The following is a 20,199-nucleotide window of genomic DNA, read 5'->3' as shown; positions in this document are numbered from 1 at the left end:
GCCCTAAGATGAGCGAATGTCGAGTCCGGCGGGGCGCTCCAGGATTTCCGACCGCGACATTGCGGCCATCCGTGACGGCGCCCGCATCGAGGACGTGGTCGGCGACTACGTCCAGCTGCGGCGCGCCGGGGCGGACTCGCTGCGCGGTCTGTGTCCGTTTCACAACGAGAAATCTCCGTCGTTTCATGTGCGGCCCAACCACGGTCACTTCCACTGCTTCGGCTGCGGTGAAGGTGGCGACGTCTATGCATTCATCCAAAAGATCGAGCACGTCAGCTTCGTCGAGGCGGTCGAACTGCTGGCCGACCGGATCGGCTACACCATCAGCTATACCGGCGCGGCCACCAGTGTGCAGCGCGACCGGGGCAGTCGCAGCCGACTCCTCGCGGCCAACGCGGCCGCGGCGGAGTTCTATGCGGTTGCTCTGGAGTCCGACGAGGCCGCACCGGCCCGCCACTACCTGACCCAGCGCAACTTCGATGCCCAGGCGGCGCGTCGTTTCGGCTGCGGATTCGCGCCGTCGGGCTGGGACTCCCTGACGAAACATCTGCAGCGCAAGGGCTTTGAGTTCAAGGAGCTGGAAGCGGCGGGACTGTCCCGGCAGGGCCGGCACGGTCCCATGGACCGGTTTCATCGGCGGCTGCTGTGGCCCATCCGGTCGTCGGCCGGCGAGGTGATCGGTTTCGGGGCTCGGCGCCTGTTCGACGACGACCCGATGGAAGCCAAGTACGTCAATACCCCGGAGACGCTGCTGTACAAGAAGTCGTCGGTGATGTTCGGCATCGACCTGGCCAAACGTGACATAGCCAAGGGGCATCAGGCGGTGGTCGTCGAGGGCTATACCGACGTGATGGCCATGCATCTGGCCGGGGTCACCACCGCGGTCGCGTCCTGCGGCACCGCATTCGGCGACGAGCACCTGGCCATGCTGCGCAGGCTGATGATGGACGACAGCTTCTTCCGCGGCGAGCTGATCTATGTTTTCGACGGCGATGCCGCCGGCCGCGCCGCCGCACTGAAGGCCCTTGACGGCGAACAGAACCTGGCGGGTCAGTCTTTTGTAGCGGTAGCCCCGGACGGCATGGACCCCTGCGACCTGCGGCTGGCATCCGGCGATGCGGCCCTGCGGGACTTGGTGGCACGACGAACCCCGTTGTTCGAGTTCGCAATTCGGTCCGCGCTCGCCGAGACGGACCTGAACAGCGCCGAGGGTAGGGTGGCTGCGTTGCGACGGTGTGTGCCGATGGTGGGCCAGATCAAAGACCCGATGCTGCGCGACGAGTACGCCCGGCAGCTGGCCGGCTGGGTCGGTTGGGATGACGTCGCCCAGGTCGTCGACCGGGTGCGCAGTCAGGCCAAAACCCCCGCCAAGGTGCCGGGCAGGGGTCATCCCGGCTCGAAGGCACCCCGGCGGGCGACGCAGCAGCCCCCTGATGCGCCTTCGGCCGAACCCGCCGCCGCTCGTCCGGACCCCCGCGACCCGACGCTGTGGCCGCAACGTGAGGCGCTCAAATCGGCCCTGCAGTACCCGGCGCTGGCCGGACCGGTTTTCGACACCTTAACCGTCGAGAGCTTCACCCACCCCGGATACTGCGCCGTGCGTGCGGCCATCGAGGCGGCGGGAGGGACATCGGCGGGGGTCACCGGGGCGCAGTGGATGGACATGGTGGCCCGGCAGACCACGTCGCCGTTGACCACCGGCCTGATCAACGAGTTGGCGGTAGAGGCGATTGCGGTCGACGATGACAAGCTGCCGCGCTATATCGGCGGAGTGCTGGCCCGCCTACAGGAGGTATGGATGGGCCGGCAGATAGCCGAGGTCAAATCGAAGCTGCAGCGCATGTCGCCGATCGAACACGGCGACGAATATCACGCGCTGTTCGGCGATCTGGTGGCCATGGAAGCCTACCGGCGCAGCTTATTGGAGCAGGCCAGCGGCAACGACCTGACCGCGTGAGGGTGATGCGGCGTCAGCGCGCTATTTCGCCTGGCGCTCGACGACCCGCTCCACCCGCTCGGCCCGCTCGATGATGGCCGTCTGCTCGTCGATCTCGGTCACCGTCACAAAGCCCGAGTCGGGGGAGATTCGATTGGCGATCTTGCGGCGGCCCCCCTCGATCATCGATCTGGCCACGGGACTCCCGGTCAGCGCGCGGTAGGTGCCGGCGATCTGCTGATAGCGGCGACGGCCGGCCTTCGCCCCCAATACGTACCCAATCCCCAACACGGCGACATACCCGATCAAAGCGGTCCCTCCGACTATCAGCGCGGTTCGTTCCATCCTGCCTCATCCGCCCGGGTGCGGGCGCGCCGATCCCGCGAGGCGGGTGCCCACCGACCGGGCTTGGCAGTCTGGCTGATCCCGCTAGTTGGCGCGGGTATGCCAGTACGCTAGAGTCGTCCCGCGATCCGCGACAGCGTTCTCGTGGACGCGCCGGTCCCCTGTAGCTCAACTGGCAGAGCATTCGGCTGTTAACCGAAGGGTTGAAGGTTCGAGTCCTTCCGGGGGAGCCAGGTCTTAGCGATGCGGCGCATTGGCCGCCCTCGCGCGCCGGAGCCGGGCGACCAACGGGTAGAGCTGGCAGCCGAGGCAGATGCCGAAGGCGGCGTTCAGGAACGCAGCGAACAGCGCGAACGACGTCGCCACCACGCCCAGCTCCGGGACCGCCATAGCGAAGCCGACGGCCCCGATGACCGCGAAAACAAGTCCGACCAGCTGGGCGAACTTCAACGGTGGCACCGGTTCCCGCTCGGTCACCGGTCCCAGCCGGGGCGCTACCAGCATGGCGAACAGCAGGCCGTAGGGGCTGTTGCGCGGGCCGCGCAGCGCACTGATGGCGAAGACGATGGCCTGGGCAACCAGTATCACCGCCGCCGCCTTGGTGCTGAACACCGAGACGATCAAGGCCACGACGAGGACCGTCGTGGTGATCCACGCGGCAAATCGCGGACCGCGGACGTCCACTTGTCCGGCATTATTCGACATCAAGTCCGCTCCTTTTGTGCAAGGTCTCAGGTGAGCAGGGGCTGCAATGCTGCCCGCAGATCGGCCGCCTTCGGCACCCCCGCGGTGCGGTACAGCTGCCGCCCGTCCGCGTCGAAGATGAACGTGGTGGGGAGCGACAGCACAGACATCCGCTGTGCGGCCACCGGATTGGCGTCGATGTCGATCTCGACGTGTGCCACATCGGGCAATCCGGCGCACACCTCGCCGACCACGCGGCGCACCACTGCGCACGGACCGCACCACGCGGCGCTGAAGTGCACGACGGTGGGACCGGTGTCGGACAAGCCGAGATCGGAGGCGTCCTGATGAACTGCGGCGCCGGTTTCGCGCAGCACGCCGGACCGTCGATTGACCGTCCAACCGATCGCCGTCGCACCTGTCAACGCTGCGATGAGCGCCGCCGAGGCCATTGCGATCGAGCTCATCGGCTCGCCATGCTATTCGTCGTCGTCATAGTCGGGTCGTCCTCAGATAGATCAGATGGAGAAATCTTCGCCATGCCATACACCGGCTTCGGGCGGCCGGATCACCCGTCCGGCCGGCGGGTGGTGGTCGGCTTTGGCCTCCAGCCTGGCCACCCGGCTGAGCAGCGACTGGAGGCTGACCCCCACCAAATCGGGCAACACCGAGTCGTCGTGTCTGGACGAACCGTTGCGGCTGATGACCTGCCCGGGGACGCCGACCACCACCGCGGCGGACGGAACCTCTTTGACCACAACGGAGTTGGCGCCGATCCGGCTGCCGTCGCCGATCTTGATCGGGCCGAGGATCTTGGCGCCGGCCCCGATGATCACCCGGTCACCGACCGTGGGGTGGCGCTTACCGATGTCCGTTCCGGTGCCGCCGAGCGTGACGCCGTGGTAGAGCGTGACGTCGTCGCCCACTTCGGCGGTCTCACCGATGACCACGCCGGTCGCGTGATCGATGAACAGGCCCGAGCCCAGGACAGCGCCGGGATGGATGTCGACACCGGTCAGGATGCGGGTGAGTTCCGCCAACGCCCGGGCGGCCAACCGTGCGCCGCGCAGCCATAGCCAGTGGCTGATCCGGTGGCCCCACACCGCGTGGACACCCGGATAGCAGAAAACGACCTCCAAAGCGGTCGGCCGGGCCGGGTCGCGCTGCCTGGCCACCCGGATGTCGCGCCGTATCTCTGCCAGCATGGTCAATCACTCAGATCCGCGAACAACGCCGTGCTCAGATAACGCTCGCCAAAGTCGGGAAGTACGACGACCACGAGTTTGCCGGCGTTCTCCGGCCGACGGGCCACTTCCACCGCGGCCCACGCGGCCGCGCCCGAGGAGATGCCGACGAGCAGACCTTCCTCCGTGGCCAGCCGCCGGGCCAGGTTGAACGCGTCGTCGTTGGCCACGGTGATGACCTCGTCGACCAAGCCCATGTCGAGCACCGGCGGGACGAACCCGGCGCCGATGCCCTGGATCGGGTGTGGTCCCTTCTGGCCCCCGGACAGCACCGGCGACGCGGCCGGTTCCACGGCGACGAACTGCGCCGACGGCCTGCGTTCCTTGATGACCTGCGCGACACCGGTGATGGTGCCGCCGGTGCCGATGCCCGACACGAAGACGTCGACCTTGCCGTCGGTGTCCTTCCACACCTCCTCCGCAGTGGTCACGGCGTGGACCGCGGGGTTGGCCGGATTTTCGAATTGCTGCGGGATGAAATACCGCTCGTCGGTCTTGGCCAGTTCTTCGGCCTTGGCAATGGCGCCTGCCATGCCGTCGGCGCCGGGGGTGAGCACGAGTTCGGCGCCGTAAGCGCGCAGCAGCATGCGTCGCTCGATGCTCATGGTGTCGGGCATGGTGAGCACGCACTTGTAGCCGCGCGCGGCGGCCACCATCGCCAGCGCGATGCCGGTGTTCCCGCTGGTCGGCTCCAGGATGATGGTGTCCGGCTTGATCAGGCCCGCTTTCTCGGCGGCGTCGATCATGGCTACCCCGATGCGGTCTTTCACACTTCCCGCCGGATTGAAGGATTCCAGCTTGGCCACCACGTCCGCCACTGCGCCGTCGGTGACCCGTCGCAGCCGGACCAGCGGCGTGCCCCCGATCAGCTGGGTGATGTTTTCGGCGATCGTCATTGGCGGTCTCCAGCGATGTCGGCGCGGGCCTCGGCGGCCTGCCAGTTGATGTCGAACTCGATTGTCACGTGCACGGGTGTCGTCAGCGCAACCGGCGTGAGCCGCTGAGTTGTACTCTCCAATGCCACTCCGGTCAGCACCCGTCCACCCACGTGGTGGGTAGTCGTGGCAGTCAGTGTCGTCGCCGTGGTGCCGGGTGCTCGGCGCAGGTAGAAGTCCGCACCGGGCTGAACGGTTCCGGTGACGGCACGCCCGTCGGCGTCGACCAGCTCGTGGCCGTCAGGCACGCTGAACGTCAACGGAATTCGGACCCGGAACGGCCCCACGAGTTCCGAGTCGACAGCGGCGGCGGTGTCGAGGAGGTGCGGTTCGCCGTCGTCTCTCAAGGCCGTGTATGCCCCCGCGAGCAGATAGTTGTAGAGGTGCACGACACGGTCGGCGTTGCGATAGTGGCTGGAACCGGTCAGCCAGAAGTCGACGTGGTCGATCACCGGCGTGGTGTCGGAGGTGGCGACCAGCCGGTAGCAGCGGTAGCCGTGCGCGCCGTATCCGTGGCTGCTGGTCGACAAGGTGCTGCCGACGCCGAGGGTGCGCTGGTAGCGCCCGCGGCCGGCATCGGTGGTCAGTTGGGATCCGGAGATGTCTTGCCAGACAACGCCATCCGTCGACTTTTGCAGCTTCACCGCCACGGGGGTGTCGGACGCCGTCCACAGTGAATAGCCGCCCAGCTGTGGCCGCCCGTCGAATTCGAAGGTGAGCACCGGTCCCGGTCCGCGGTGCACCGCGACGGGGGCATTGAGCGGGCGGGTGTCCAGCGCCATGCCGTTGGTGAAGCACCAGATCGCCGCCTGCGTTGCGGCGATGGCTTCGTGTTCGCTGATGTTGGCCGGCCCCAGCGGATACCCGGCGGCGCGTAGCCGCCGGCTCAGCTCGGCGATCGGGCACACCGGGAAGGAGTTGCGCAGGATCCAGTCCACCTCGGCTTCGCAGTCGCGGGTGCGCAGATGTGGCAGCGCGGACCAGGTGCCCAGGCGGTAGGGCGACGGCTGGTGTGGTGCGACGCCGGTGAAATCCAGCGAGTAGGCCTGCACGTTCGGGTTCAACCTGATCAGGTCGGTGCGGGCGGTGGTGCCGTCGGCGAACACGATCCGGTCGACGGTGTGTGAGTACGTCCCGCCTCGGTAGCGGGTCATCCGGGTCAACTCGGTGGCCGGTCGTAACCGGATGCGCCGACGGGTCGCCACCGGAGCCGGCGCGCGGTGCGGGATGGACAAGACAGTCATAGGGGCGGTTGCTCTTCCTGAAGACTTTGGGTCGCGCGCGTCATCAAGGCGTGAAGCGCCGCAGCGCGACGATTGCTGAACGGTCAGAAGACGTCAGGAATCAACAGCAACAACAACAGTCCGCGGCGATGCAGCGCGTAAGGACAAAGCGCAGCGGTACGGCCTGTTGCATGGCATCCACTATAAGGCATGCCGCGTATCTGACGTTCGGCTCAGCGATGATGTAACGCTTTGCCCGGCCAACCGCGTCGAATACGCTCAGCGGACGTCGGGGCGCGACCGACGATGATTGCGCCCGAGAATGCACCCGACCTCCAGGCCCGGCGCCTGCGCAGGGATCGATCATGCACGGAAGGACAACGATGAGTTCGCCGCAAAACGAGTCTCAGGCACTGGGTGATCTTGCTGCCAGGCAGCTTGCCAACGCCACCAAGACCGTCCCGCAGCTGTCGACGATCACGCCCCGCTGGTTGCTGCATCTGCTCAGCTGGGTGCCGGTGGAAGCGGGTATCTATCGGGTGAACCGGGTGATCAACCCCGAGCGGGTGGCGATCAAGGCCGAGGCGGGCGCCGGCACGGACGGGCCGCTGCCGGAGACCTACGTCGACTATGAGACCAGCCCGCGGGAGTACACGCTGCGAACCATCTCCACGCTGCTCGACATCCACACCCGGGTGTCCGACCTCTACTCCAGTCCGCATGACCAGATCGCGCAGCAGTTGCGACTGACCATCGAAACCATCAAGGAGCGCCAGGAGTTCGAACTGGTCAACAGCCCCGAGTACGGCTTGCTTGCCCAGGCGACACCCGGGCAGACCATCCGGACCCTGGCCGGTGCGCCCACGCCGGACGATCTGGACGCGCTGATCACCAAGGTCTGGAAGACGCCCAGCTTTTTCCTGACCCACCCCCAGGGCATCGCGGCGTTCGGCCGTGAGGCCACCTACCGTGGTGTGCCGCCGCCGGTGGTGAGCCTGTTCGGCGCGCAGTTCATCACCTGGCGCGGCATCCCATTGATTCCCTCGGACAAGGTGCCGGTTGTCGACGGCAAGACCAAGTTCATCCTGGTGCGCACCGGCGAAGAACGCCAGGGCGTGGTGGGCCTGTTCCAGCCCGGGCTGGTGGGGGAGCAGGCGCCGGGGCTGTCGGTGCGGTTCACCGGCATCAACCAATCGGCGATCGCGACCTATCTGGTGACTCTTTACACGTCGTTGGCCGTGCTCACCGACGATGCGCTTGCCGTGCTCGACGACGTGGCGGTGGACCAGTTCCATGAGTACAAGTGAGTACCTGCCGCCAGACGCCGCAGGTGAGGCGCCGATCAGCGCCGCGGAGCTGGCCGCATTGGCCGGTCAGCTCTACGCTGCCGGCATTCGGCCGGGCTTCGACAGCCCGCCGCAGGCGGCTCCGGTGGCCCCGCGCGGCAACATGCCCGACATGACGGCCGCAGCGGCGGCCGGGCGGGCAACCGCCGGCGCGTTCGACGTGGTGCCGGCTGCGGTTCCGTCCGTCGGCGTAGCCGACATCTACTTGCCGGCGCCGGCGTCACCGGAGCCCGAGGGGCTGCCCCAGACGGCACCGGTAGCTCCGCGCGGAAGTGTTCCGGATACGACGGCAGCGCCATCGGCGGCCACCACCGCTGCCGGGGTGGCGGATCGCTACCCACCGGGTGCCGGTGAGCTGACGACGTTCGCGGTACCGACTTCGGGCATCGTGCCGACGGTGCCGGGGGTGCTGGCCGGAGCGGCGCCCCGCGTTCCGGTGGCTCCGCACGGCTCGATACCGGTCCTGCGGCCCGAATGGCCACGTGCGGCGCTGTCGGTCGGCGACCTCGGTTGGTCCGACACCGTACCGGCCCGCCGCGACCGGCCGCTCGGTGACGAGCGCAGCTACTCCTTCCTCACCCCGTTGCTGACCGAGGCCGACTCGGTGCCTAAGCCGGACGACGATCACCGGGCGATCGATGTCTTCGACGTCGAGGCCGTGCGTGCCGACTTTCCGATCCTTCGGGAGACGGTCCACGGTAAGCCGTTGATCTGGTTCGACAACGCGGCGACCACCCAAAAGCCGCAAGTGGTCATCGACCGGCTCGCGCACTTCTACGCCCACGAAAACTCCAACATCCACCGCGCCGCGCACGAGCTGGCGGCCCGGGCCACCGATGCCTACGAAGAGGCGCGCGACACCATCCGCCGCTTCATCGGCGCCGCCCGCGACGAAGAGATCATTTTTGTCCGCGGCACCACCGAGGCCATCAATCTGGTGGCCTACGCATGGGGTGGAAAACATCTGCGCCCGGGTGACGAGATCGTCATCACCCACTTGGAGCACCACGCCAATATCGTTCCGTGGCAACTTATTTCGCAGCAGACCGGTGCCGTGCTGAAAGTGGCACCGGTTGATGAAGCCGGCAATCTGCTGCTGTCGGAGTTCGAGGCGCTGCTGGGTCCGAAGACCAAACTCGTTGCGGCAACTCATGTCTCGAATGCCTTGGGCACCGTGACACCGGTACACCAGATTGTCGAGCTCGGACACCGATACGGCGCCCGGGTGCTGATCGACGGTGCCCAGTCGATTCCGCACCTGCCGATCGACGTTGCCGAGCTCGGAGCCGATTTCTTCGCGTTCTCCGGGCACAAGGTCTACGGCCCCACCGGAATCGGTGTGCTCTACGGGCGCGAGGACGCTCTCGCCGAGACACCGCCCTGGCAGGGGGGTGGCAACATGATCACCGACGTCACCATGGAGCGCTCGCTGTATCAGGGGCCGCCGAGTAAGTTCGAAGCCGGCACCGGCAACATCGCCGATGCGGTGGGTCTCGGGGAGGCATTGCGTTACGTCGAGCGGGTGGGTGTCGAGCGTATCGCCGCCTACGAGCACGCGCTGTTGCAGTATGCGACCCCGCGACTGGCCGATGTCCCCGGTGTCCGCCTGGTGGGCACCGCGACCGAGAAGGCCAGTGTGTTGTCGTTCGTGCTGGCCGGCCATGAGCCTCTCGAGGTGGGCAAGGCACTCAACGCCGAGGGCATCGCGGTGCGCGCCGGCCATCACTGCGCCCAGCCGATCCTGCGTCGCTACGGGTTGGAGGCCACGGTTCGCCCGTCGTTCGCCTTCTACAACACCTTCGACGAGGTCGACGTGTTCATCAGCGCGGTACGCCGTATCGCCGAGGGCGGTACGAACGCCGGCTGAGCGGGATTACGGCCGCATTCAGTCGTAGACCGGCAGCCACATGGTCTCGACGATGGCTCGCGCGACGTCGTCATGGGCCTTGGTGGCTACGCCGTCGTCGACTGCGGCGTGATAGACGGCCTCGGCGACCGTCGCAGAAATCCCGCGGAGATCCTGAACGTCGGGCAACAGCGAGTCCCCGGTCTTGGTCGGATTAGCCCGGCGCGCAAGGGCTTTGGCCGCCGCACGCAGCATGCCCTGGGTCAGCAGCCGGGCTCCGGCCACGACGACGCCCAGACCGATGCCCGGAAACACCAGCACGTTGTTGGCCTGGCCGATGGTGTAGGTGGTGCCGTCGTATTCGACGGGCGCGACCGGGGTACCGGTAGCAACTAGAGCCTTTCCGTTCGACCACGTCAGGACGTCGGCCGGCATGGCTTCCATCCGCGAGGTGGGATTGGACAGCGGGAAGATCATCGGGCGTTCGCACGATGCCGTCATCGCTTCGACGACCTCCTGGGTGAACGCGCCGGAGACCGTCGAGGAGCCGAGCAACACGGTCGGCGAGGCCAGCTTGATCGCGTCGACCAGTCCGATCCGTGCCTGGACGCCCAGCCGGTTACGGTTTTTGGCGTAGGGCAGCTGGAATTCCCGCAGACCCTCCATGTCGTCGAACAGCAGCCCCTGCTTGTCGATGGCCCAGATCTGCGACGCCGCCTGCTCGACGGTGGCGCCGTCGGCCACCATGGCGTCCCGGATCTGGTCGGCGACACCCATTCCCGCGGTGCCGGCCCCGAAGACGATCACCTTCTGGTCGCGGACCGGGACGCCGGTGACGTGCGATCCCCCGTCGATGGCGGCCACCACCACCGCGCCGGTACCTTGCACGTCGTCGTTGAACACGCTGTACTGCACACCGTAGGTCTGCAGGATCATCCGCGCGTTGGCCGGCCCGAAGTCCTCGAAGTGCAGCATTGCCCGCGGAAACATCCGGTGGGCTGTCTCGATGTAGCGCTTGATGAACTCGTCGTATTCGGCGCCGCTGCGCCGGGCGTGCCGATTACCCAGATAGAACGGGTCCTGCAGCAGCTGCTCGTTATCGGTGCCGACGTCGAGCGACACCGCCAGGCAGCGGCGCGGATCGATGCCGCCACCGGCGGTGTAGAGCGCCAGTTTGCCCACCGCGATCTGGATGCCGCCGACGCCCCAGTCGCCGATGCCCAGGATGGCTTCGGCGTCGGTGCAGACGATCAGGTCGACGTCGTCTGGTCCGAGCCCCAGGGTTTCGAAGGCCGCCGCGATGTCGTCGGGTTCGTCGATGCTCAGGAACAGGCCGCGTTGCCCACGGTATTCATCCGAGAACCGTTGGATCGCTTCGCCGACCGTCGGCGTATACACCACCGGCATCAGTTCGGGCAGATGGTCGATCAGCACCTTGTAGTAGAGCAGTTCGTGGCGGTAATGCAGCTGTTCGAGCAGCAGGTTGCGGCCCAGATCGGTGGCCAGGCTCTGCAGTTGATGCCATACCCGGTCGGCCTGTTGGTCCAGGGTGAGTACCGCGGCCGGAAGGCGACCGACGAGGCCGAGCTGCCGGCGTTGCTCGTGGGTGAAGCCGACCCCGCGATTGAGACTGGGCGTGGACAGTGCTGCCGGAAACCGGGGCACGTGGGCATCGCTCATCACATCTCCGTCCGTGACCTGACGCGTCAAGCCACGGTAACGCCGGGGGCCTGGACGCGCCCCGAAGAGTCCACCAAGTGCGAGTTCTGGGTTAGTGGTTAGTACACGTCGCGGTGGTAGCGCTTGGCCGCGCTCAGCGACCGTACGTAGGCGGTGGCCGCTTCGGTATCGAGATGTCCATGCTCGGCGGCGATGTCGCAGAGCGTGCGGTCGACATCTTTGGCCATCGGATCGGCGTTGCCGCACACGTATAGTTGCGCTCCGTCCTGCAGCCATTGCCACAGCTGCGCTCCGCGCCGGCGCATCAGATGCTGCACGTAGACCTTCTCCCGCTGATCGCGCGAGAACGCAAGATCGAGTTCGGTGAGGAAGCCGTCGGCATGCATCGCCTGGATCTCCTCGCGATAGTAGAAGTCGGTGGCGGCGTGGCGTTCCCCGAAGAACAACCAGTTCGGTCCGGTGTGGCCGAGCGCGCGTCGCTCCTGCAGGAACGCCCGAAAAGGCGCGATACCGGTTCCGGGACCGATCATGATCATCGGCGTGTGCGGATCACTGGGCGACCGAAAGCTGCTGGCTTTCTTCACATAGACCGCGATCTCGTCGCTGGGGGAGCGGTCGGCCAGATAGGTCGAGCACACCCCGCGCCGCGGCACGCCCTGGAAGTTGTACCGCACCGGCGACACGGTCAGGTGCACTTCCCCCGGGTGCTGTTTGGGGCTGGACGATATCGAATACAGCCGCGGCTGAAGCGGTTTGAGTACGGCTAGCCACTCGTCGGCGGTCGCGGTGACCGGCGCCTGCGCCAGCAGGTCGACCGACTGCCGACCCCAGGACCAATCATCAAGGGCAGCTTTGTTTTCCGGGCACATCAGGTCGGCGAGCTGGTCGGCGACGTCGCGGTCTGCGGTGCGTTGCTGGACGAAGCGCAGCAGGGCGGGACTGATGTGCGCGATCTCGAGCCGATCGGTCAACGCCGCGCGCAGCGACATCGACCCGTGGTTGACGACGTCGACTTCGGTGTGGCCATTCAGTCCGGTCACCGTCAGCCATTCGTCGACCAGCCGGCTGTCGTTGCGGGGCCACACCCCCAGCGCGTCGCCGGCTTCGTAACTGACCGCTTGCTCGGGAGCGTGAAAAACCAACTGCCGCACGTCTTTTCCTGACCGCGGCTTACTGAGCATGGTATTTCGGACCACGTTGGTGATCAGTGGGTTCTTTTTCGTGAACGCCGGTGGTGTTCGGGTAGCCGTCGGTGAGATGTGACGTGGTGTGACCGTGGTCGACACCGAGCTGCGCAGCTCGCGCAGAACCCGGCTCAGCCAGCCGGCGGCGGGATCCTCGTAGTCGGGTTCGCAGTCGACGCGGTCGATGATGCGGGTCGCTCCCAGTTCGGCCAGACGCTGGTCCAGTGCGCGCCCGTGACCGCAGAAGTTGGCATAGTTGGAGTCGCCCAGCGCCAGGACGGCATAGCGGATACCGGCCAGCTCCGGCGCGGTTTCAGTCGTCAGCGCCCGCCAGAAGGCTGAGCCGTTGTCCGGTGGCTCGCCGTCCCCGGTGGTGCTGGTGATCAGTAACAGCTGCTCAACCGTCGGCAGCCGCGACACCGGGAACTCGTCCATGCCGTGCAACGCGACCGGCAGCTGGGCCGCGCGCAGTTGCGCGGCGACATCGGCGGCGAACTCTTCCGCGGTCCCGGTTTGCGACGCCCACAACACCACGATCGGCGCGGTTGCCTCGGCGGGCTCTTCGGGGTGAGCGTCGGCGGCGCGAGGTCGGGCGACCGGCACCGGTTGCGGCGTCTCGGTGCGCGCGAACATTCCCGCGAGCAAGCCGTCCAGCCATAGCCGGGTGGGGGTATCGAAGGGAGCGCTGACCGGCACGGTGGGCACCCCGGCCATCCGCCGACCGGTTTCGGTGCGCAGCCCCGCCAGTAAACCGGCAAGGTAGGAACGAGCGAACGGACCGAACTGGGGCATCGGTTCGGTTGCCACTCCGAGGAATTCGGCGAGTGCGTCGACGTCGGCCAGATCGAGGCGCGGGGTGTCGGTGAGTACCGGTTCGGGTGCGCCGGCCTCGCTGGGTTCGTCTGCCGAAGGTGGCTCGGCTGCGCGTTGGGCAACCTTCGTCAAGGTGACCGCACACGCCTTGTATTCCGGTTGCCGCGATATCGGGTCGACGGCGTCGTTGGTGACCGCATTGATCGAGAGGTACTCGCCGAAGACGTCGTTCCAGTGGAACGGGGCAAAACAGTTGCCGGGCCGCACCCGGTCGGTGACCAGGGCAGGCAGCACCGCGCGGCCGCGGCGAGACGCTATCTCGACGTGGTCACCGTCGCGGATCTGCAGCCGCGTGGCGTCATCGGGGTGGATCTCGACCAGCGGGCCCGGGTTGAGTTTGTTGAGTTTGGCGACCTTGCCGGTCTTGGTCAGCGTGTGCCATTGGTGCGGCAGGCGTCCGGTGTTGAGCAGGAACGGGTAGTCACCGTCGGGCATCTCGTCGGGCAGCAGATGGGGGCGGGCGAAGAACACCGCACGTCCGCTGGCGGTCGGGAAAGCCAACCGCGGCACCGTGCCGTCGTCGCGCACCAACCGTGTCTGGCTGACCCCGTCGTTGCGGTAGCGGATCGGGTTGCGGCCACTGCTGTCTGGTGGGCAGGGCCACTGCAACGGTGTCTGCCGCAACCTGTCGTAGCTGATGCCTCGCAGGTCATATCCGGTTGCCGGGTTCGAGAACCGCGTGATTTCGTCGAACACGTCGGCGGCGGATTGGTAGCTGAACGACTCCGAATAGCCCATCTCGCAAGCGATCCGGGCAATGATCTGCCAGTCCGGCAGCGCCTGTCCGACCGGCTCGACGGCCTTCTGGAACAACGTCATGGTCCGCTCGGAATTGACCATCACCCCCTCGGACTCGGTCCACAGCGCGGCGGGCAGCAACACGGTTGCGTACTCGTTGGTCTCGGTCTCCGCGAACGAGTCCTGGGTGATCACCAGTTCGGCCTTCTCCAGCCCGGCCAGCACCGTCTTCCGATTAGCCACAGTGGCAACGGGATTGGTGCACATGATCCAGCATGCCTTGATGTCGCCGGCGGCCATCCGGGAGAACATGTCGACCACACCGGCGCTGACGTCGGTGCGCAGGGACCCGTGGGCAATGCCCCACTGCTGCTCCACGAATTCGCGGTCGGCGGCCGAGAGCACCGAGCGCTGGCCCGGCAGACCCGGACCCATGTAACCCATTTCGCGTCCGCCCATGGCATTGGGCTGCCCGGTGAGGGAGAAGGGGCCATTGCCCGGCTTGCAGATCGCGCCGGTGGCCAGATGCAGGTTGCACAGCGCATTGGTGTTCCAGGTGCCATGGGTGCTCTGATTGAGTCCCATCGTCCAGCAGCTCATCCAATTTGCGGCCTCGCCGATCCAGCGCGCTGCAGTGCGAATGTCTTCGACAGGGATGCCGGTGATTTCGGAGACCACCTCGGGTGTGAACTGCTCGAGAAAGCTCGGCATCACCTCCCAGCCCTCGGTGAACTCGGCGATGAAATGCGGGTCTGTGTGGCCGTTTTCGACGATCAGCTGCAGTAAGCCGTTGAGCAGCGCCAGGTCGGTTCCGGGGGCGATCTGCAGGAACAGGTCCGCCTTGTCCGCGGTCGCGGTGCGGCGCGGGTCCACGACGATCAATTTGGCGCCCGCTTGAACGCGTTCCATCATCCGCAGGAACAGGATCGGGTGGCAGTCGGCCATATTGGCGCCGATGACGAAAAACACGTCGGCCTGATCGAAATCCTCATACGAGCCGGGCGGTCCGTCTGCTCCCAACGACAGCTTGTAACCCGAACTGGCACCGGCCATGCACAGCCGCGAATTCGCCTCGATCTGGTTGGTGCCGATGAACCCCTTGGTCAGCTTGTTGGCCAGGTACTGGGCCTCGATGGACATCTGTCCCGAGACGTACACCGCGACGGCGTCCGGGCCGTGCTCATCGATGATGGCGCGTAACCGCTTGGCGCAGTGGGTGATCGCAGCGTCGATGGCGACGGGTTCGAGGGGCTCCCCGCGGTCGTTACGCAGGTATGCCGACTCCAGGCGTCCCGGTGCGGCGAGCAGGTCGGCGGTGGTGGCGCCCTTGGTGCACAACCGCCCAGAATTAGCCGGATGTGAGGTGCGGCCAATTGACTTGGCAATGTGGCGCTTTCCGGTTGCCGAGTCCGTTGTGACCTCTAGCACAATGCCGCAGCCCACGCCGCAATAGGCGCACATAGTCTCCACGGCGTCCTTACCGGGCGCCATGAGTTCCCTGGCCACGCCTTACGTCCTTTCTGCAACCGCTGCTACGCACCACTGCGCAACGGTGTATTCGCCAAATCCTGCGACAAGGATGTTTCGGTACGGGATGTCGGACGTTTCGGCCGTTTTACGGTTTCCTCGCAGCGGGTTAGCCGTCCCAGTGCGTTGCTGGAACTCGGCGAACACGTCTGCCGGGCCGTCAAGCCGAGCCGGTCATCCCCGGGTCGTCATCGACCGGTGATCTCGAGGTCAGATTACCCGCGAGTTTCCTGCGGCGATGCCCGTCGGGGCGGTGCAGCTGCAGTTTTGACCAAACTTGGGGAACATTGACAGTTTTCGCCAAGCTCCCGGCGTCCGTCCCGAACCGGGTCTGCGCAGACCCCAAGAGGTTCGCCCACAGAGATTTGCCTGGTAGTGCACAGATTTCGCTAAGCTCGCGGGGTGCGTCGTCGGCCGGCTGTTATCCGCCTGTACCTGGGTGCGCTGCTCGGGATCGCAGGGATTGCCGGGGCTGCCGGTTGCGCAGGGAATTCGTCGACACCGCCGCCTCCGCCGCCGGATACCTGCAGGCAGTCCGATGGACCGACGGCCGACACGGTGCGACAGTCCATAGCCGCCGTCCCGATCGAGGTGCCAGGGTCCAACTGGGTGGAAATCGCACGGGGACACACCAGGAAATGCCGGCTGTACTGGGTGCAGATCATCCCTACCATCGCCTCCGAGTCGACTCCGCAGCAGTTGCTGTTCTTCGACCGGAACACTCCGTTGGGATCGCCGACCCCCGATCCGAAACCCTACATAACGGTGCTGCCTCCCGGTGATGACACCGTGACGGTCCAGTACCGGTGGCGAGTCGGCGGTGATCCCGAATGCTGTCCCAGCGGTATGGGCACGGTTCGATTTCAGATCGGACTCGACGGCAAGCTGAAAGCACTGGGCCCGATACCGCACTCGTAGCGACTCGTAGCGGCCCAATAGCGACCAACAGCATTGGCCCACAGTCGGTTACGGTGACGTAGCCAAAGGATCGCGGCGGGCGCCTACAGGACTTGTTCAGCTGTTCTTCAGCAGATTCAGGCTGCCCACAACGTGCCGCGCGACTGCAAGTTTGGCACTCTGGGAGTTCGTGGTTGTTTCCCGGCGGGAAGCAACGTGGCCGGGGCTAAGGAGAGTGATGGAACAGCAGATGCTGCTGCAACGCGAGGAGCCGCTGAGCAATTCCGGCCACGCTCAGCTCAATTCGGACACTTCAGCAAGGCGCAGGAGTAACCCGCGGGATATTTCGCATTGGGACGCCGAGGATGTCGCGGCCTGGGAAGCCGGCAACAAGGTCATTGCCCGGCGCAATCTGTTCTGGTCGGTTGTCACCGTGCATCTGGGCTACTCCGTGTGGACGCTTTGGCCGGTGCTGGTGTTGTTCATGCCCCAGAGCGTCTACGGTTTCTCCGCCGGCGACAAATTCATGCTCGACACCGTCGCCACCCTGGTGGGGGCGTGCACGCGGCTGCCCTACTCGCTGGCCACGACGATCTTCGGCGGTCGCAACTGGGCGATTATCTCGGTGACCGCGCTGCTGGTCCCCACCATCGGCACGTTGGTGCTGTTGACTCATCCGGGTCTGCCGTTGTGGCCGTATCTGGTGTGCGCGGCGCTGACCGGGTTGGGCGGCGGCAATTTCGCGGCGTCGATGAGCAACGCCAACGCGTTTTACCCGCATCGGCTGAAAGGCTCGGCGCTCGGCATTGCCGGCGGCGTGGGAAATCTCGGGGTGCCGACCATCCAGTTGGTCGGGCTGCTGATCATCGCCGTGTTCGGGGACGGAAAGCCGTACCTGGTGTGTGGGCTCTACGCGGTGCTGCTGATCTGCGGGGCCATCGGTGTGACGCTGTTCATGAACAACGTCGAGCAACACCGCGTGAAAGCCAACCGACTGCGCCCGATCATCTCCGCGGTCCTGTCCATTCGCGACACCTGGCTGCTGGCACTGCTCTACCTGGGCACCTTCGGCTCGTTCATCGGGTTTTCGTTCGCATTCGGGCAGGTGCTGCAGACCAACTTCGTGGCAGCCGGCGAAAGCACCGCGCAGGCCGCGTTGCACGCCGCCGAGCTGGCTTTCCTGGGACCGCTGCTGGCGGCAGTGGCCCGGGTCTACGGCGGGCGGCTGGCCGACCGGCTCGGCGGCAGCCGTCTCACCCTGGTGGTCTTTGTCGCCATGACGCTGGTTGCCGGGCTGCTGATCGGCGCCGGCAGCCTGGAAGACCGGCACAGCGGCCCCATGCGCGGAGCCAGCATGGCCGGTTACTTCGTCTGCTTCATCGCGTTGTTCATCCTGTCCGGGTTGGGCAACGGGTCCGTCTACAAGATGATCCCTACGATTTTCGAGGCATGCAGCCGCGAGCTGCATCTCGGCTCGGATCTCAGCGAAGCCGACCGCCGGGACTGGTCGAGGCTGATCTCCGGGGTGGCCATCGGGCTGGTCGCGTCCTTGGGTGCGTTCGGAGGGGTCGGAATCAACCTGGCGTTGCGCGAGTCCTACGTGGCCACCGGCGCCGCGACCGACGCGTTCTGGATCTTCATGGTGTTCTACGCCGGTGCGGCCGCCCTGACCTGGAAGGTCTACGTTCGCCGACCGGTGGGATACCTTCCGGCCCTGCAGCCGGCCGCCGTCGAGCTCGTGGCGCAGCCGGCCGCCGTCGAGCTGGTGGGTCGCTGAGCTCAGTCGGGCAGGTTCTCCGGATGCAGCATCTCGGCATAGCGCAACGGTTCGGGGATTCCGAAGCCGTCCACCAACGTCTTGGCGTGGGGGCGTAGCACCCGGCACCGGTCGTTGATGCCGCGGGTAACCGCCTTGGCTCGTTCCGTCGACAGGAACCGGTGTTCGATGTACCAGGCCTTGTCGTCCTCGATCACCGACAAGGCGTACAGGTCGCACACCGCCTCGAGCACGTCGCGGGCCTCGTGGTCCGGGCAGGATTCGATCCCGGCGACGAACGCCTCCAGCACCACCCGGTCGATGTGCGCCTGCGCGGCGTGCAGCACGTGATCCTGGACCGCGTTGAAGGCGTCGAACGCCGACATCTCGTTGGACTTGCTCTGCAGCCGGCGCGCCACCGAGGACAACAGATATTCCTCGCGGTCCTCGAACATCTTGACCTGGGTGCCGCGGTTGAACAGGCTGCCCTCTTCCTCGTTGTCCTGGCGGGTGTCCACGACCGTCTGAATGATGGTCTCGGCCGCGGTGCGTTTCAGCACCCGCTGACCCACGGTGTTGGCGGCGAAGCGCACCCATTCCACCGGGCTCATGCTGCGGATGTCGTCGGCATAGGCCGTCAGCAGCTCCTTGGCCACCAGCTGGGTCAGCACGTGGTTGTCACCCTCGAACGTGGTGAACACGTCGGTGTCCGCACGCAACGCGATCAGCCGATTCTCGGCCATGTAACCGGCTCCGCCGCAGGCCTCCCGGGCCTCCTGGATGGCGCGGCTGGCGTGCCAGGTGTTGGCGGCCTTCAACCCGGCGGCCCGGGCTTCCAGCTCACGCTGCTCCTCGGCGTCCGGGTCGTCCGCGGTTTGCAGGTCATGGCACCTGGACACCAGCTCGTTCTGGGCGAACTGCAGCGCATACGACCGCGCGATCAGCGGGAACAACCGCCGCTGGTGTACCAGGTAGTCCATGATCAGGACTTCGCTGTCGTCATCGTCGGGTGCGCTGAATTGCTTGCGCTGCAACGCATATCGGGTGGCGATGTCCAACGCGACGCGGGCGGCCGCGGCCGCGCTGCCGCCGACCGTGACCCGGCCGCGGATCAGCGTGCCGATCATGGTGAAGAAGCGGCGGCTGGCGTTGTCGATCGGCGAGCTGTAGGTGCCGTCGGGTGCGACGTCGCCGTACTTGTTCAGCAGATTCACCCGCGGGACCCGGACGTGGTCGAACATGATGCGGCCGTTGTCGACGCCGGGCAGGCCACCTTTGTAGTGGCAGTCCGACGTCGTCACACCCGGCAGGTCGTTGCCCTCGTCGTCGCGGATCGGGACCAGGAAGCAGTGCACCCCGTGGTTGATCTGCTCGCCGTTTCCGGTGGTGATCAGCTGCGCGAAAACCGCTGCCAGGCGCGCGGTTTCGGCCGCCCCGCCGATGTAGTCCTTGCGCGCTGTCGGGGTGGGGGAGTCGATGACGAACTCTTCGGTCGCGGCGTCGTAGGTGGCGGTGGTCTCCAGCGACTGCACGTCGCTGCCGTGCCCGGTCTCGGTCATCGCGAAGCAGCCGCGGATGTCGAGGTTGATGATCTTGGGGACGTACTCCTCGTGATGGCGCTGGGTGCCCAGGTTCTCGACGGCACCGCCGAACAGGCCCCACTGGACTCCGGCCTTGACCATCAGGGACAGATCCGACATGGCCAGCATCTCGATCATCGTGATCGCCGCACCCACGTTGCCGGTGCCGCCACGCTCCTTGCGGAAGCTGTCTTCGGCGGCGCCCGCGGCGGCCAGCAACTGCATCTGCTCGGCCACCTTGGCGCGGGCGATGACGGTGTTGGGTGTGTAGTGCGGGCGGAAGATCTCCAGGTTCAGCTTCTTGCGCATGTCGTTCTTCACGTCTCGAAAGCGCCCGTCGAGGGCGTTGCGCAGATGTTGGGCAGTGTCGGCAGTGTTGGTCATGTCCGGCGCCATACCCGAACC

The 20,199-nt window shown here is 66.3% G+C and carries 14 protein-coding genes and 1 tRNA gene; 6 read left to right on the top strand and 9 right to left on the bottom strand.

The window, feature by feature from the left end; all coding sequences use genetic code 11:
- Positions 1-16 precede the first annotated feature (16 nt).
- Positions 17-1,957, top strand: a complete 1,941-nt coding sequence (dnaG, locus tag MKAN_RS04495) for a DNA primase (protein ID WP_023365594.1) — start codon at positions 17-19, stop codon at positions 1,955-1,957.
- A 21-nt stretch (positions 1,958-1,978) separates the two neighbouring features.
- Here dnaG and MKAN_RS04490 read toward each other — a convergent pair whose 3' ends face one another.
- Complete coding sequence (locus MKAN_RS04490; RefSeq protein ID WP_042313320.1) at positions 1,979-2,245, bottom strand: hypothetical protein; 267 nt, start codon at positions 2,243-2,245, stop codon at positions 1,979-1,981.
- 193 nt (positions 2,246-2,438) lie between these two features.
- Here MKAN_RS04490 and MKAN_RS04485 point away from each other — a divergent pair.
- Positions 2,439-2,514: transfer RNA gene (locus MKAN_RS04485), tRNA-Asn, on the top strand.
- Positions 2,515-2,518: 4 nt separating this feature from the next.
- Here the strand turns inward: MKAN_RS04485 and MKAN_RS04480 are convergent.
- Genes MKAN_RS04480 through MKAN_RS04460 form a run of 5 tightly spaced genes read right to left on the bottom strand, consistent with a single transcriptional unit; the run spans position 2,519 to position 6,388 of the window.
- The gene (locus MKAN_RS04480; protein WP_023365591.1) at positions 2,519-2,986 is read right to left on the bottom strand and encodes a DUF4395 domain-containing protein; all 468 of its coding nucleotides are present in this window, start codon (positions 2,984-2,986) and stop codon (positions 2,519-2,521) included.
- A gap of 26 nt (positions 2,987-3,012) precedes the next feature.
- Positions 3,013-3,432 (bottom strand): thioredoxin family protein, encoded by a 420-nt coding sequence (locus MKAN_RS04475; protein WP_036393047.1) that lies wholly within the window; start codon positions 3,430-3,432, stop codon positions 3,013-3,015.
- A 51-nt stretch (positions 3,433-3,483) separates the two neighbouring features.
- On the bottom strand, positions 3,484-4,170 hold the full coding sequence (gene cysE, locus MKAN_RS04470) for a serine O-acetyltransferase (protein ID WP_023365588.1): 687 nt from the start codon (positions 4,168-4,170) through the stop codon (positions 3,484-3,486).
- A gap of 2 nt (positions 4,171-4,172) precedes the next feature.
- A complete protein-coding gene (gene cysK, locus MKAN_RS04465) occupies positions 4,173-5,105 on the bottom strand; it encodes a cysteine synthase A (RefSeq protein ID WP_023365586.1) in 933 nt (310 codons plus the stop codon).
- Positions 5,102-6,388, bottom strand: coding sequence for a TQXA domain-containing protein (locus MKAN_RS04460; protein WP_023365584.1), 1,287 nt, complete (start codon positions 6,386-6,388; stop codon positions 5,102-5,104). Before MKAN_RS04460 ends, cysK begins: the two co-directional genes overlap by 4 nt.
- A gap of 362 nt (positions 6,389-6,750) precedes the next feature.
- On the opposite strand from MKAN_RS04460, the gene MKAN_RS04455 reads away from it, so the two are divergent.
- Entirely contained in the window at positions 6,751-7,674 is a 924-nt protein-coding gene (locus MKAN_RS04455; protein ID WP_023365582.1) for a family 2A encapsulin nanocompartment shell protein, read from the top strand.
- The gene (locus MKAN_RS04450) at positions 7,661-9,580 is read left to right on the top strand and encodes a family 2A encapsulin nanocompartment cargo protein cysteine desulfurase (protein WP_023365580.1); all 1,920 of its coding nucleotides are present in this window, start codon (positions 7,661-7,663) and stop codon (positions 9,578-9,580) included. The genes MKAN_RS04455 and MKAN_RS04450 overlap by 14 nt, the downstream gene beginning before the upstream one ends.
- 18 nt (positions 9,581-9,598) lie before the next feature.
- Here the strand turns inward: MKAN_RS04450 and MKAN_RS04445 are convergent, their stop codons facing one another.
- Positions 9,599-11,239: an NAD-dependent malic enzyme gene (locus MKAN_RS04445; protein ID WP_023365578.1), complete on the bottom strand. Its 1,641-nt coding sequence runs from the start codon at positions 11,237-11,239 to the stop codon at positions 9,599-9,601.
- A 98-nt stretch (positions 11,240-11,337) separates the two neighbouring features.
- Positions 11,338-15,525 carry a bifunctional nitrate reductase/sulfite reductase flavoprotein subunit alpha gene (locus MKAN_RS04440; protein WP_036393055.1) on the bottom strand — a complete coding sequence of 1,396 codons (4,188 nt, stop codon included), beginning with the start codon at positions 15,523-15,525 and terminating at the stop codon, positions 11,338-11,340.
- Between the two features lie 489 nt (positions 15,526-16,014).
- Here MKAN_RS04440 and MKAN_RS04435 point away from each other — a divergent pair, with 489 nt between their 5' ends.
- Complete coding sequence (locus MKAN_RS04435; protein WP_129111962.1) at positions 16,015-16,479, top strand: LppP/LprE family lipoprotein; 465 nt, start codon at positions 16,015-16,017, stop codon at positions 16,477-16,479.
- Between the two features lie 217 nt (positions 16,480-16,696).
- Positions 16,697-18,235 carry a nitrate/nitrite transporter gene (locus MKAN_RS04430; RefSeq protein WP_023365572.1) on the top strand — a complete coding sequence of 513 codons (1,539 nt, stop codon included), beginning with the start codon at positions 16,697-16,699 and terminating at the stop codon, positions 18,233-18,235.
- Positions 18,236-18,237: 2 nt separating this feature from the next.
- Here MKAN_RS04430 and MKAN_RS04425 read toward each other — a convergent pair whose 3' ends face one another.
- Positions 18,238-20,190, bottom strand: a complete 1,953-nt coding sequence (locus MKAN_RS04425; protein ID WP_023365570.1) for an acyl-CoA dehydrogenase family protein — start codon at positions 20,188-20,190, stop codon at positions 18,238-18,240.
- Positions 20,191-20,199: the final 9 nt, after the last annotated feature.

The sequence above is a fragment of the Mycobacterium kansasii ATCC 12478 genome (assembly GCF_000157895.3).
In the GTDB taxonomy this organism is placed as follows: domain Bacteria; phylum Actinomycetota; class Actinomycetes; order Mycobacteriales; family Mycobacteriaceae; genus Mycobacterium; species Mycobacterium kansasii.
Note: the sequence above shows the minus strand (reverse complement) of the source record. Positions and strands in the feature narration are given on the sequence as shown.

What these genes read in the sequence shown, in the direction of transcription:
- dnaG (WP_023365594.1), top strand. Translation starts at nt 17, where the DNA reads ATGTCGAGTCCGGCGGGGCGCTCCAGGATTTCCGACCGCGACATTGCG.
- MKAN_RS04480 (WP_023365591.1), bottom strand. Translation starts at nt 2,986, where the DNA reads ATGTCGAATAATGCCGGACAAGTGGACGTCCGCGGTCCGCGATTTGCC.
- MKAN_RS04475 (WP_036393047.1), bottom strand. Translation starts at nt 3,432, where the DNA reads ATGAGCTCGATCGCAATGGCCTCGGCGGCGCTCATCGCAGCGTTGACA.
- cysE (WP_023365588.1), bottom strand. Translation starts at nt 4,170, where the DNA reads ATGCTGGCAGAGATACGGCGCGACATCCGGGTGGCCAGGCAGCGCGAC.
- cysK (WP_023365586.1), bottom strand. Translation starts at nt 5,105, where the DNA reads ATGACGATCGCCGAAAACATCACCCAGCTGATCGGGGGCACGCCGCTG.
- MKAN_RS04460 (WP_023365584.1), bottom strand. Translation starts at nt 6,388, where the DNA reads ATGACTGTCTTGTCCATCCCGCACCGCGCGCCGGCTCCGGTGGCGACC.
- MKAN_RS04455 (WP_023365582.1), top strand. Translation starts at nt 6,751, where the DNA reads ATGAGTTCGCCGCAAAACGAGTCTCAGGCACTGGGTGATCTTGCTGCC.
- MKAN_RS04450 (WP_023365580.1), top strand. Translation starts at nt 7,661, where the DNA reads ATGAGTACAAGTGAGTACCTGCCGCCAGACGCCGCAGGTGAGGCGCCG.
- MKAN_RS04445 (WP_023365578.1), bottom strand. Translation starts at nt 11,239, where the DNA reads ATGAGCGATGCCCACGTGCCCCGGTTTCCGGCAGCACTGTCCACGCCC.
- MKAN_RS04440 (WP_036393055.1), bottom strand. Translation starts at nt 15,525, where the DNA reads ATGGCGCCCGGTAAGGACGCCGTGGAGACTATGTGCGCCTATTGCGGC.
- MKAN_RS04430 (WP_023365572.1), top strand. Translation starts at nt 16,697, where the DNA reads ATGGAACAGCAGATGCTGCTGCAACGCGAGGAGCCGCTGAGCAATTCC.
- MKAN_RS04425 (WP_023365570.1), bottom strand. Translation starts at nt 20,190, where the DNA reads ATGGCGCCGGACATGACCAACACTGCCGACACTGCCCAACATCTGCGC.